Origin of the sequence: Bradyrhizobium genomosp. III, from assembly GCF_000261705.1 — a bacterium.
Taxonomy (GTDB): Bacteria; Pseudomonadota; Alphaproteobacteria; order Rhizobiales; family Xanthobacteraceae; genus Bradyrhizobium; species Bradyrhizobium ottawaense.
Window position 1 is genome coordinate 1 of sequence record NZ_AJQF01000001.1, and the last position, 13,296, is coordinate 13,296.

The 13,296-nt window shown below is 59.2% G+C and carries 11 protein-coding genes and 1 pseudogene; 6 read left to right on the top strand and 6 right to left on the bottom strand.

Annotated features, from left to right (window positions below):
* Nucleotides 1–350: 350 nt before the first annotated feature.
* The gene (locus tag IC66_RS0100010) at nt 351–593 is read right to left on the bottom strand and encodes an acyl carrier protein (protein ID WP_038946211.1); all 243 of its coding nucleotides are present in this window, start codon (nt 591–593) and stop codon (nt 351–353) included.
* Entirely contained in the window at nt 580–2,505 is a 1,926-nt protein-coding gene (locus IC66_RS0100015; protein ID WP_244429060.1) for an HAD-IIIC family phosphatase, read from the bottom strand. Before IC66_RS0100015 ends, IC66_RS0100010 begins: the two co-directional genes overlap by 14 nt.
* 84 nt (nt 2,506–2,589) lie before the next feature.
* Between IC66_RS0100015 and IC66_RS0100020 the strand changes: the two genes are divergently transcribed.
* Both IC66_RS0100020 and IC66_RS0100025 read left to right on the top strand, forming a co-directional pair.
* Nucleotides 2,590–3,213: a GNAT family N-acetyltransferase gene (locus IC66_RS0100020; RefSeq protein WP_244429061.1), complete on the top strand. Its 624-nt coding sequence runs from the start codon at nt 2,590–2,592 to the stop codon at nt 3,211–3,213.
* 131 nt (nt 3,214–3,344) lie between these two features.
* Nucleotides 3,345–3,779 carry a VOC family protein gene (locus tag IC66_RS0100025; protein ID WP_157157995.1) on the top strand — a complete coding sequence of 145 codons (435 nt, stop codon included), beginning with the start codon at nt 3,345–3,347 and terminating at the stop codon, nt 3,777–3,779.
* Here the strand turns inward: IC66_RS0100025 and IC66_RS0100030 are convergent.
* The gene (locus IC66_RS0100030) at nt 3,760–4,587 is read right to left on the bottom strand and encodes a hypothetical protein (protein WP_244429062.1); all 828 of its coding nucleotides are present in this window, start codon (nt 4,585–4,587) and stop codon (nt 3,760–3,762) included. The two genes, IC66_RS0100025 and IC66_RS0100030, sit on opposite strands and share 20 nt — an antisense overlap.
* 624 nt (nt 4,588–5,211) lie before the next feature.
* Here IC66_RS0100030 and IC66_RS0100035 point away from each other — a divergent pair.
* Nucleotides 5,212–5,433, top strand: coding sequence for a hypothetical protein (locus tag IC66_RS0100035; RefSeq protein WP_038946217.1), 222 nt, complete (start codon nt 5,212–5,214; stop codon nt 5,431–5,433).
* A 49-nt stretch (nt 5,434–5,482) separates the two neighbouring features.
* Here the strand turns inward: IC66_RS0100035 and IC66_RS0100040 are convergent, their stop codons facing one another.
* Nucleotides 5,483–5,827, bottom strand: coding sequence for an H-NS histone family protein (locus IC66_RS0100040; RefSeq protein WP_038946218.1), 345 nt, complete (start codon nt 5,825–5,827; stop codon nt 5,483–5,485).
* A gap of 958 nt (nt 5,828–6,785) precedes the next feature.
* On the opposite strand from IC66_RS0100040, the gene IC66_RS0100045 reads away from it, so the two are divergent.
* A complete protein-coding gene (locus IC66_RS0100045; RefSeq protein ID WP_049806417.1) occupies nt 6,786–7,475 on the top strand; it encodes a LuxR C-terminal-related transcriptional regulator in 690 nt (229 codons plus the stop codon).
* 553 nt (nt 7,476–8,028) lie between these two features.
* Nucleotides 8,029–8,367: pseudogene (locus tag IC66_RS49170) on the top strand (hypothetical protein); the annotation flags it as partial.
* Between the two features lie 618 nt (nt 8,368–8,985).
* Here IC66_RS49170 and IC66_RS0100055 read toward each other — a convergent pair.
* Entirely contained in the window at nt 8,986–9,777 is a 792-nt protein-coding gene (locus tag IC66_RS0100055; RefSeq protein WP_049806418.1) for a Crp/Fnr family transcriptional regulator, read from the bottom strand.
* A gap of 631 nt (nt 9,778–10,408) precedes the next feature.
* Complete coding sequence (locus tag IC66_RS45995) at nt 10,409–10,552, bottom strand: hypothetical protein (RefSeq protein ID WP_193375294.1); 144 nt, start codon at nt 10,550–10,552, stop codon at nt 10,409–10,411.
* Nucleotides 10,553–10,742: 190 nt separating this feature from the next.
* Here IC66_RS45995 and IC66_RS0100065 point away from each other — a divergent pair.
* A partial coding sequence (locus IC66_RS0100065; protein WP_038946222.1) for a response regulator transcription factor occupies nt 10,743–13,296 on the top strand: 2,554 nt, incomplete at its 3' end.

Consider the following 13,296-nt stretch of genomic DNA (forward strand, 5'->3'; position numbering starts at 1 on the left):
GGCGTTGGTGATGGACGGCGTCTGGGTGGTGAACAAACTGGCCATTTTGTTCTCCCGCGCAAGTCGATTCCTGCACTTGGTGATTTAACGGAAGGCGAAGTTAAATAAATTATATATTTATTTGTCTCACCTTTTATTCCGATTGTGAAGCAACCAGCGTGTGCACGGATCTCAACTTCTCTTGAAGGGTGTGTTCGTTGCTGGCCTCGGCGCATGAACAACTGCCTGGTGGGGCTTCGCGCTGGAGGTTTCGGGAAGCGGCACCGCGTACGCCGGCAGTCCGCGGCGCGAGACACCAAAAGCGGGTGGCGCGCCGCGTATTCCCGCGCTCTACCTTCGCCGTCCAGCTCTTATGGCTCCATCCGTTTCGCGATCAGATCGGCGAACTCACCCAGGGTCCGCGCCGCCTCGACCTCGCCAACGCGGAATCGTACGCGAAACTTCTGCTCGACGGCGATGACGAGCGAGATCTGCATGAGCGAGTCCCACTCCTCGACGTCCGCCGCCGAGAGCTCGGGCTTGGCCGCGACCTTATCGAGGAAGATGCCGTCGAATACCTCCTGCAACTTCGCCAGTACTTCAGCCTGCTTCATAAGCCCTCCGGGTTACGCGTATCTTTGTCGACCGAATCTGATACTTCCCCACCTCGAGCTCGAACTCTTTTCGGGCGGCGGAGTCTTCCGTACGCACGAATCCAAACGCCTCGTAGATTCCGGCGACGATCCCGTTCTTGGCTGTCGGAAGATAGATGCCGCGCACTTTTGCGCAGCCGGCGACCTCTGCAATCCGAAAAATCTCCTTCATGATCTCGTCCTCAACTTGGCGCTTGAGCACGCGGCAGCTCATGAGCCAGGTGTCGATCACGAAGACGCCGTCCTCGACCTTTGCAATGACCACGGAGATGAGCCCGGAATCACCGAACCGGTCCTCGAGCCGCATCGTGAAGCACCGGTAGTCCGGTCTGCTCAGGAGCCCCTGGATCTCGGTTTCGGAGCGACGGACCGTCGTCAGGTTGAATTGGTTGCTGCGCGCGATCAGCTGGGCAATGCGGGGCAGGTCGAGCGCGTCGAACTCCTTGATCGTAGCCCGCATCTCGAGCGAGGCGAGGTAGGCTGGCATGTCGGTCACGCTCGCCGCGAGCTCCGTACGTCGCCGTTCCTGCCTGTACTGCGCCGTCCGCCCGAGATCCTCCTCCGTGACGGTCCGCGGCTCGAAATGGCGTCCGGCCTGGAGGCGGCCGATGAACTCGGCGGGGTCCGGCCCGAGGAGCACGCCTTCGACCAGGGGCTGAAACTGGCGCACGATCTCGATTTCCGCCGGGTTGTCGTCGGCGAAGACGAAGCTGTCCAGGCCGAGGTGCAGTTCATCCGCGATCCGCTGCAAATTGTCGGACTTCGGGTCCCAATTGGCTTTGAAGGCCGCGAAATGCTCCAGGCGGAGAACCATCTCGGGATGCTTCTCGAAGACCTCGACCGCGCGCGCATGGTCGTTCTTGCTGCAGACCGCGAGCAGCACGCCGCGTTCGGAAAGCGCAAGGAGGTATTTCTGGAAGGCCTTGAAGGCTTCGCCGCGGGGCGAGGAGTCGCCGAGCTCGATTCCCTCGATGCCGTCCTCCGCGATCACACCGCCCCAGAGCGTGTGATCGAGATCGAGCACCAGCACCTTCTTGGGGCCTTGCTTACGGGAGGCGATCAGATGGCTGAGCTCTTGCGCGACATCCACCAGAAAATCAGGTGAGCCGAGCTGCTTCGATTCATACCATGCTCGCGCATCCTCCGCGGCCGTGATCCCTCGGCGTGCCGAGAGGAACTCGACGTCGCAGATTTGCACCTCGGCTGGCGCCCGGAGCCCGAGCTCGAGGTTCACCGCTTTGCGGAAACTCCAATCGGCGCCAAGCGTGCGTGAACGGAACGAGCCGAGCCCGAGCTCGGCAGGCAGCGCAAGATTGGCGAGAATTACCGCCGCACCCGAACGTGCGATGAAGGTCCGCGCCAGGCTGAGGAGGTGCTCCGCGGCGCCAACTGCAGCTTCGCGCTGGCTTTCCATGGCATCGAGCAGCGAGCCGGAAAACCGGCAGCGGCTTCCGTTCGGCAGAATGAAGGCGATATCCGGCTTGAAGGCGTACAGCGGGCTCGAGTCGTCGAGGACCTCCGAGACGAAATTATCGTACTCGCCGAGAAAGCGTTCGCACGCGACGCCGCGAACGGCCAGGAGATGTTCGACCAGTTCGTGCAACGGATAAAGGTTGTAGCCGCCGATCAAGGCAAGGCGGAGTCTTGGCTGGACACTCTCGGCCGCGTGCAGCTTGGCCTTTTTTCGAAGCGTCGACAGAAAAAACAGTTCGGAAAAGCTCATCGCGTGCCGCGAGCGGACGGCGAGATGTCCCCAGAACGCGGCATCGCCGGACAGCGCCAGGGACTTGAGTTCGGCGTCATTTACAGGCCGGTCCGGCAAGACGGGTGCAGCAGCGAGAATAGCGAGTCTCCCCAGCGAAGGCGGCATCATTTGATTGTCCGCTAAATTAAATCATGATATAGGTTGGGTCAATTAAATATATTTAAATTTGTTAAATTGGGATGGCGTAAATAAATGACGGCGCATGCGGAACTGGGACCATCGAGCTCGGACACGCTTTTCACCAAGGCTGAGAATCTCAAGCGGCTTCCCGAAGGGAACAACCTGGTCCTCCGGGAGGTCAGGCTGGACGATTCGCCGCAAATCATCGCCTGGCGGAATGACCCCGTGCTCGGCAAGTTCATGGGGCGAGAAAAGCTGACTTTAGCCCGGCAGGAAGAGTTTTTCCGAAGCTACCAGAGCAGGGCGGACGACTATTATTTCATTGCCGAGTTCAAGCGTTCGCGAAAACCGGCCGGCAGCATCGCGATTGCGAACCTGGATTTCGCAACGAAGCGGGGCGAGGTGGCGCGGTTGATCGTCGATCCGGGCGCGCGGCTCTTTCTGGCCGAGATCTTCGATCTGCTGCTCGCGTTTGCGTTCGTGCAGCTGGGGCTTTCGGCCGTCGTCGCCAACGTGCAAAGCCGGAACGGGCCGGCGAAGAACTTCCATGTTCGCCTTGGATTCCAGATCGACGACATCGCGCCGAACGCTTGGTGGAATGGCGACGACGTGATTACATTTCGGATGTCGCGTGAGGATTATCCGCGGTTAAAGCACGCCTGGTCGGCGCTGCTCCTCGATGCCAGGGAAAGTTAGCTTCCGCGCGGCTGGCCGGAGAGCGGCAGCGGTGCATCGCGCTTCCGGAGGCGACGGATTTCACGCCCGAACTGGGTGTTGTCCGTCCCCGAGGGCACCTCGCGGACAGCGCGTGGACGATGGACACTTGCGTGTTGGCGCGCTGGCAGGGGAAAGAGGACTGGCAGATGGAGTTGCATTTTCATCATTTGGGAATGGCGTGCCGGAATATCGCAACGGAGTTGCCGGAGCTCGAGACGACTGGCTACCGTCCTGAAGGACCAATCTTCGAGGATCCGATCCAGCAGGTTCGGATTCAGTTCGTGTCGGGCGGCGGTCCGCGCCTGGAACTCATCGAGCCGGCCAGCCCACAATCGCCCGTGATGGGCGTTCTGAAGCGCGGCAGCAAATTCTATCATCTTGCTTACGAAGTGGCCCGCTTCGACGACGCGATCGCTCACTTCAGGGAGCGGCAGTATCTTCCCGTATCGTCACCCGCGCCCGCCGTCGCGTTCGACATGCGTCGCATCGTGTTTCTCGCCTCCGCGACGCTCACGCTCATCGAGCTCATCGAGGCGGGGAGCTAGCGTGAATTGGCGACAGCTCGATCGGCGGCTGAGCGACGATTTGCGCGAATCCGTCGGACGAAACTGGTCTGCTGCGCCGAACCCATTCAGCAGCGCGGAGGCCGCCTGCCTGCAGTCTCACGACCGGTTCAGGGCCGATCTCCGACAGGAGAATGCCCATGTGCCCCGGTGCCGGAGACGCCGTCGGCCAAACGCCCAATCCAATTGCTGACAATACGGTCCGATCCATATCGCCCCAGAACTGCACGACAATGGCACCAGGGGGCGCGCAAGCAGCGAGGTGCGTCGCTTCCGGCGAACCGATGCGAGGCTCAGCCGTCGCCGTCGGTCGGAGCGCGACGATGATTGCGTCCCACTCGTCGTGATACACCGCCTGGACGTGGTGGAAGATGTCCACGCTCGCTCCAGAGCTCGCGAGACCGGCGCGGAGCGAGCCGACAAATTCGTTGTCGCACAGCACGGCAATGCGATTCTTGTAAACGGATAGACCGCAATCGTGCAGTTGCTTCACGCACAGCGGACCGAGAAACGAGAAGACATCGACCGACGGGTGGCGTTCGTTCACGCCGACAATGGGAATTCCGCGCCGTAAGCACGCTTCCATGTCGAGGTCTTTGGCGCGAAATTCCCAGGCCTCAAACATCAAGGCGATGACGGCCTGCCTCGGTAACTCATCAATCAGCGCAGCGGTCAGAGGCCGAAGATGGCCGCTGTTGGTTAAAATATCCGTTTGATGGAGGATATCCGGGGTGATCTTCTCCAAGACATCGATACGATCGGCCACGCCGACCGAATCTGCAAGCTCCATGGTCTGCTGCCTGGCGTCAGCTGGTGTGCCGTGCCGCGTAGGTCTGGTGAAGGCATAGACGTGCCTGGCTCCGGCCATCGCTGCGAGGACGGCCGTTACGGCATACGCGCCGGTGGCAGCCTCGGTGAGGACCGTTAGTTCCGAAAGGTCCAGGAGAGTTTCCGTAAGAGCTCGGCTCATCAGGGCTCCCAGGCGCGGCACTGAGAATCCTGGTCGCAAGGCCGTATCGAAGCCAGATCGCAATTGCCTGAACGCTACTCCGGCCTCGGTTGCTGTCATGAACTGCCTTCCGCTTTGCCACCTTGGGAACAACGCGCGTAAATATATGGTCGAGTTACGCTGAGCCCCTGCGCGCCGAATAGGCTGTATGAATGGAAGTTGACTGCAAGTTAATTAATATATTTATTATTATAATAGATTTATTTATTAATGTCAATAATGTGCCAGGGCCACGGTGCCCTCAAGACGAAATCGGGCGCGGCCGCACACGCCTCACTTGGCACCTTGCCAAGGTACAACGTGGTAGATAACTCGGTAATTGAAATCGTTGAATTAACAAATTTAATTTGGCACGCATCCAATTTCGGTCTATTTTCTCTGACCGACGATTGCAGGATGACGTTGATGACCCACCTCGACCCCGCTAGTGAAGATCGTCGCGAGTTCTTGAAGAGCTGTGGAAAATTTGCAGCCGTCACACCTCCGACCATGACGCTGTTGCTGTCCACCTCGCTGACCTCCACCGCCATCGCCAGTTCCGGCGGCCGAATTGTGCAAGGCAACAATGGCTTCGGCAACAATGGTGGCGATGGCAGTCCCAACGGGAAACCGGATGGCAACCGCTAAAGGCAAACGAAGCCTCACCGTCGCCACCGCAAGTCCGAGCATCGGAGCCTCAGCCGGTCCGGCGGCGCCTTTGGGCCGACGAGCGGTCGATTAGCAGATCATTTAGCTTCTTACCGGCTCGAAGCTGCGCTTTCAGCCAGCGGGGCTGTTTGCCGCGGCCGGACCAGGTTTCGGCCGGATCCTTCGGGTTCTGGTATTTCGGCAACACCGGGGGGTAGGGGCGGCGCGGACGTTCCCCGTTCGGGGACGAAACGGCGGTCCCCTCAATCTTGCGCAGCCGCTCTTCGAGCTTGACCTTTTCCGCGGTCATCCTGCGACTGAGAACGGTCGTGACCTCATCGTAAAGCCCCCACAGCTCGGCTGTGGTCAAGTTGACCCAGTCATTTTTCCCCATGGAAGCCGTCCCCAGCTACTTCCGAACCAAAGCAGGAGGGGGCATTATCAGGTCATGGCAGGGTTCGGCAAGCGCGATCCGGGCGCGGGGCGGCGCTTGGGTGCAGCGCAGTACTTGGTGCTAGCGGTTAAGACTGTATCTCCGACCGGGCGGTCGCTTCCTGAGCGCCCTCCGTCCGTAGGCCCGTCGCTTGGGCGAGAGCAATCGCTCCTCTGCTTTCAACACGCGATTACGTAAGTTCTGCAATTCTGTGAATTGAACGATGAGGGCCTTATGTGTTTTACGCAAAACTGCCGAAGAATACATTTGAACCACCTACTCATTGCTACGACGAATCCGTGCCAATCATTGAAAAATTGCTGAATTGACGAAATTCGGCCTCAAGCGCGGTACTGGGACTTCCGTCGGTGTTACACGGGCTACGATCAACCGCAGCCTTGTTCTGTCCTTGATTACCAGCCGTTGCTTTGATGAATAGTAATACTTTCTCACCTCCCTTTCCTGAGCTAGGCTTTACGAACGGCCTCGCTTCAGTAAAACTTCGTCGAATGTTAGATTTGAATCGTGAATGTCCCTATATATCGTTGGTAATATCCGACTCTAACTAAGTTAATTGGATGTTGACCATCATAGTGCACCCGCCCGATCAGTGAGCCGATGACATTCTTGGCGTGAATTTTAAGATTTAAACTATCAAAAATTGTAGTCGGAATGTCGTTATCCTCGCAGAATTCGCGGTTTCGAATTTTGCATCGAGCACCGCATTCTTACGGTGCTGCACGCATTCTCTGGGCGAGTTACGATAGCGTGGCCATCGAGCGTTGCCGCCAGGTGCTGCCTTCGATCAAGACCCTGCGACACTATTGACGGAGCTGACTGGTTATAGCTCGCGCGTCTCAAAAGGAGGGTGGGGATTAAACGGCTGCAAGCGGGGTTGTTAGCAACAGGCAAGGGAAACATGCGCCGTATCAGAATTGTTATCGCTGATCGACACCCGATCGTCTTGCAAGGGGTTAGGAGCGTTCTTGCGGCGCAGCGTGATTTTGCGGTCGTTGCTTCCTGCAGCGATGGCGCAAGCTGTGTCGAGGCAATTCGGTTTCTTGCCCCGGACGTGGCGCTTGTCGATGCTGCACTGCCCGACTTCAATCGACAGCAGATGCTCGCTCGTGCGAACGCCGTCGGTCCACGTGCTCCGATAATCTTCTTCACCGGTATTACGGCCGACAGTGAGTTACAAAGGTTGGCCTTGAACGGCGCCTGCATCGTCCTCTCGAAGGATTCGGATGCGGAGATGCTGGTCGCAACCCTGCGGAAAACTGCCCAGGGCCAAGCAGCGGCTTCGCCCAGCAACGGGCACGTCAGCGAGGCCCCCCTGGCCAGTGTGAAGCCTTTGACACAGCTAACTGACCGGGAGCGGCAGATCATGCGGCTCGTATCGGAGGGGCTATCGAACAAGGAGATTGGGCGTCGGTTGAATCTCGCCGACGGTACGATCAAGGTCCACCTTCATCATATCTTCCAGAAGCTGGAAATCAGCAATCGTACGGTTCTCGCGGCATTGGCGATCTCGCGAAGCGAGCTGCATACAGCGCCAGATGAGCCGGATTCCCTTGGTCTGTTGCGTCAGGATCCAGCCAGCGCGAACTGACGGGTACGTCTGGCGCGTCTTCGGCAGTATGCGCGAGGGGCGGCCTATCGCGGTGCCAGATGCTCAATCATGTTGAGGCAGGCCCCTTCGGCCTCGGCCAACGTTCGAAAGGGCGAGCCGCCAATCTTGATTGCGGCTTGGTTATTGTGGAGCGGGCGCCAACTCGCCAGGTAGCCGGAGCGTCCGTGAAAACCCGGACCTCCCGGGCTTTCGAAACTGATCACGAACGAGAAGCCGTGGCTGCTCGCACTCCAGATCTCCATGTCCCGGACGGACCGATAGAATTGCAGTGGCATCGCAATGATCCATTGTAGCCGAGCCCGCGCCCGTTAGTTAAATTCAAGTTAACTAAATTAAATGCCAGAGCGCAACTCAAATTGGGTGCGTCGGCAAGGCGCGGCGGGAAAAATCGGAGGAAACACGGGAAATTGCCGGCTTTCTGTCCGAGGCACGCACGTTCAGCAACCTCTCACCAGGCAAAGAAAATTCTTGGTTGAAAATCTTTATTTAATATATAATAATGTAAAAATGGCGTTTTAAATCGAGGAGGCGCATCGTGACCCGGGACGGCAACGAAGATGACGACCGGCGGGCGTTTTTGAAGACCTGCGGAAGATTTGCAGCCGTGACGCCCCCTGTCATGACGCTGCTTCTGTCCACCTCCCTGACCTCAAAAGCCATTGCCCGTTCGGGCGGCCTGAACGGGGCGAGGCAAAGCGACAGCGGCCAGTCGTTCTTCGACAATGATCGGTCCACGTCGGGCCCGGCGAGCTCCAGCGGCGGATCATCCGGGGGTGGGGGAGCACCTGGTGGTCTCCCTGCCGGATCTTCTCATGCCGGAGGGACATCCGGCGGCGGGGCTGGCGGTAGCGGCGGGGCCGGTGCTGGCGGAGGCAATGCAAAAGGGCCCTTCGCAACCGGCGGCGGCTCTGGAATTCCAAGTGCAGATGGTGGGGTCGATTGCGCAGACGAAGAGAACGAGGAAAAGCGCAGGGCCGATTGCCCCGGAGCTAGTACTCGGATTTCCAGCGCAACCCAATCCAGCCGGTAAGATCTTCTCAGCCCACGAAGGAGCCCGATTGGCTGCCGTGCGGCCAAGCCGGGCCGGGGCCTTTTGCTCCGACAGATCAAACGCGAGGCCGAAAGCATATCTGGCCAGCCGAGCGGCCTCCCGGGAGACTCGGACAGGAGGCGTGTCGTGAATACCCGCATTCGAGCGGAGAGTCCTGCGGCCCTTCTTCGAGAGCGTCTCGAAGCGCTTGTCGCCCGGCTCGCAGAACTCGAGAAGCTCAGAGACCGGGTAGGTCGAGAAGAGAATCGTCAGCGCAAGCTGCGCAATGCGGACGGTCCCCCATGCCTGAGCTCAGACCGCCGGCAGTCGTTCCAGCTTCGCACAGGCGAAGCTCATGCCCGTGCTGCTCGGTTGCAATAAATCGCGGTGTAACGAGCGTCCCAAAGCGAATGGACGACCGAAAGGGTGCGTGCGGATGGTTCGCGACAGCGAACCGGCCTACGAGCCTGTCCCGGCTATTCGGCTACCGGGCGAGCGGGAGGGGGGGCGCGCTGGAGCCCCAGGGATGAGCCCGACCGCGCCGTGCGAGACTATCCGATCGATTCTGCGGCTCATGACCTTGTAGCACTCGCATGCCACGGCTTCGAGCCGCGGCCGATCAATCTCGAGCTGGCCGCGCCGACTGGATTTCAGCGCTCTTGACGCGCGCATTGTGCACACGACATGCGTGACCGTGGTGCGGCGAACGCCGAGCAACTCCGACAATGTTTCTTGCGTCAGCGGGAGCAGGTCCCCTTCATTCGCACGATCATGGATGTGAAGAAGCCAGCGCGCTAAGCGCGCTTCGACGGAATGCAGTGCATTGCAGGCTGCCACGTGCTGGAGTTGCGTCAACAACGACATCGTGAAGACCTGCACCATGGATGCGATTGCGGGGCTGCGATGTTGGGCTGCCAGGAATTGCGCAGGTGAGATCTGCAGCGCGGCCCCGGATAGGCGGGCGACCGCGGTCGCAGGCGCGGCGGATGCGCCAAACGCTGACGTCAAACCCACGGCGCCCTCATGCCCGATGATCGCCGTGGCAACTGTTTGTCCGTTCGGCAGCTCCGTGATCGCGGCGATGGCACCGCTGAGGGGGAAGAGAAGATGTTCGATCCGATCGCCCGATCGGATGAGCACGGAATTGCGTTCGATCACGACTTTCCGGAGATGAGGCGCAAGCAAAGCAAAATCCGCTGGCGGCAACGCTGCTAACAGACGATTACCAGTTCTAGTCGCATGGTCCATCATGGGATTGGCTCCCGACGGATACTCGGCACTAGAACTCATGCCGATGTGTCGAGCTGCTCTGCGGCGTACCAGCTCAACAGCAAGCCAACCGACCACCACAGATATGGTTCCCGTGATCAATGGCCCGACACTCGCATGCCGCGTCGTAGGTATATGGCCCGCTAGTATCCGTGTTGAAGACGAGTTGGGGCGGCATCGCTTCAAGCTGAAGCCGAGCCTCCAGCGCCTTCACGCGTTCGCGCCGCATTGGCGGTGCAGCAAGCTGGGAAGCCTCCTTAACATCTCTGCTGGAGGCGTATCGTCCTTCGACATGCTTTCGCTAACGAGTGGCACGCAACGGGCTCGCAACGACGCGTTCGTACGGGAACGCCGGCTTCGCCCCGCAAGGCCAACACGTGACCCAACGCGGGCTCGGATCGCGCCAAGGTCCAGTGGCAGCGACTGCAGCCTAGCTCCTTGATCCTCCCGGTAACGTCAAACGAGAAAAGCGCACTCATGACGCTGCTCTTGGTGACGTACGAGATAATGGCCCTCTCGTGCCAGGGATTGAGATCGTCCAACGTGCCCGCCGGATATTCTAGGAGGCAATCAATCCAATAGGCACGAAGTGCCTCGTGGCAGGTAATGGTCTTTAGGCACGAAGTGCCTCGTGGCAGGTAATGGTCTTGACGCCCCCGCAGCCGCAGCAAACCACGGCACCTTCGGCGTACATTCCCAATATCGCCTCGATGTCGCCCGCGCGGTAAGCATCGAGCCAGTCAATCGCAATGGCCATCGGCAAATCGCAATGGCCATCGGGTCAAATGATATATTTTCTTACCTAAATGCCATAAAAGCTTGCGATTTAAGACATTTTTAGCCCGCGAAGCCTCTTTTTTCCTTATTCTATTAATTGTATTTTAATAATCCCGCTTGGCCTCGGCCATATGCCGAAGTACATAGATGGCCGGGCCGAGGCAGAGTCCATGTTAGACGTATCTGTGAAGCAGAGACGGATCCGGCTTCTGATCGTAGATCGACAACCGATCGTTCTACAGGGGCTGAAGTCGGTACTCGGGGCACAGCAGGACTTCGACGTTGTCGCATCGTGCAGCGATGGGACAAGGTGTCTCGAAGCAATTCGGAATTTGACACCCGACGTCACGCTTGTTGCTGACAACCTGCCAGATCTGACGGTCCCCGAGATCCTCGCGATTGCGAAAGCTGAGAATCTTTCCACGCGCTTGGTGTTGTTTACCGAATCCGAAGCAGATCACGATCTAGCCGCTGCTATTGCTGCTGGCGCCTCCAGCGTAATCTCGAAGCATGCTTCCTCGGACACTATGCTGCGATTACTGCGCCTGATGACAGAGCGCAGCGTGTCGCGCGAGCAATCCGATCTCTTGCCAGCCGGCCAGGGAGCTGACGGCGGCGGCAAAGTGGAAACGATGCTGGAGCTGTTGACGCACCGGGAACTTCAAATTGTACGACTGGTCTCAGAAGGAATGTCAAACAAGGAGATTGCGCGCCAGCTAAACGTTTCCCCAGGGACAGTCAAAGTACACCTATACAACATATTTCAGAAGCTTGAAATTACCAACAGAACTGTGCTCGCTACCCTCGCGTTGTTGCAGCGACCGTCCGGCTTCGGCCTGCTTGCGCTGGCATTTCTGGCGTTCGCAATTGCGGACGAACTCAAGGCGTCGGAAGCGAACGACGTGGATCCGGATGACGACAGCGGCGGTCGCGCGGGAGAGCATGCCGAATATGAGCCCTGGAAAAGAGCTATTCTCCGACACCTCGTGGTCTGGGAATCCGGCGAGACGTCAACCCAGAGGGACTTCTTTGCCAAGGCGAGCCTGGTCACGAACCCGGCGGCGGCAATAGAAGCGCTGAGCCCGGCAGAGCAATCCGCAGGCTCGAAAACGTGGAAGGACCACGGCCCGGTTGGATCGAGCACGCCCAATCTTCCTACGCCATTACTGCGGGGCACCAGCGACACACAGATCGTTGGAGACCCGACCTCTGAACATCAATTCCCGCGGCTTGCTTCCACTCCGACGTCGATTCACGGCGGGTATGGCACCTTCGCCACTCTAACCGGTGCGTTGATCTACGCACTGAACGACCCCCATCTTGCCGTGCAATCGCATGACCCGGGCAAAGCGCCGATCGACAGCTTCGTGGTGGTCACCGGCGAGAATGCGACCACAAAACTGGCCTCGATAACCGATGCCGATACCAATGATGTAGACGGCTTTCCCCCGGCTTTCCCTTTGCACGATTTGCGCCTGCCTGCGCTTGTGACCACCGGCAACGAACGCGTCGCGGGCGAAGGCGCTTCGAACCAAATGAGTCATGGTGCTGCGGACCACAACCTGCAAGAACCCCATGGCTCACCGGGCTCGGGTCGCGATGCCGGTATTGGCGGAGATGGCCGCGATCAACGGATGGGCGGCGACGTTGGCGAAAACGTTGTTTATCGCTCCCCGATCGATTCCAATTCGACCTCTTCCCACTCTGGCTTCGATTTCGCATCTGGATCGAGCCGGATCAATCTTGCGGCTTTCGGAGCGCTTGCCTGGCTCCATATGACAGCAGCAAGCAAGTCCATACCGCCGCATACCCTCGCCTGGATCTACAATCCCGCAACCAACGAAACGATCGTGTACGTGAATCCGACCGATCGGAGTCTCGATGTCGGAGACCGGGGCCTGCTGGAAATCCATCTGCAGGGGATTGTCTCCATTGCGGAGTCGGATTTCGTCGGCCAGCCGGAAGGCGCGGCTGTCGCGATCACCCTGGATCAGCTCGAAGCGCTGACATCGGCGACCGCAACCGAAGCTGTTCTGAGTGCGGACAGTGCCCATACAGTTATCGGGACGAGCGAGAGCGCGCTCGGGAGCGCGGCAGTTTGGAGCACTCTGACCGACAACGGCTTGACGTTCGGATTCGGGCAGGCTCGGACCGGCTCGGGGGGAGCGACAAGGTCCAGAACCTTCACTAGCGATTCGGTGGCTACAACGGATGAGAGCGATGGTGGGTCCGGCGGGTCGGCTCATGTATCACCGATCGCGCTTGCTCATAGCGCGACGGTCACGGCAGTTGAAAATCTCACATCGAAGAATGAGCCGATCAATGGGGGGGCTGGCTCTAGCAGCGCAGCGGGCGATAACTCACAGCACGCTTCGGAGCCAGGGTCTGCAAAGGCGGCAGCGGAATCGACTGAAGCCGGCTTCATGCAGGGGAATGGCGTCGGCAATGACAACGAGAATCATCCCGCCGCTTCGGGGGCTTCGCGAGGGGTAGCGAAGCCAGCAGAAGCCGATGGTGTGGAACACGGCAATTCGGGGCACTCAACCTCTGCAAAGCCACCGGAAGCAGCCGACCCCGGTGAGCCCGGCGTCGCAAAGGCCGGTAGCGCGGGCGGTAACTCCCAGCACGTTTCGAAGCCACCGGAATTGACTGAAGCTGGCTTCATACGGGGAAATGGCGTCGGCAATGACAACGAGCATCATCCCCCCGCTTCGGAGGTTTCGC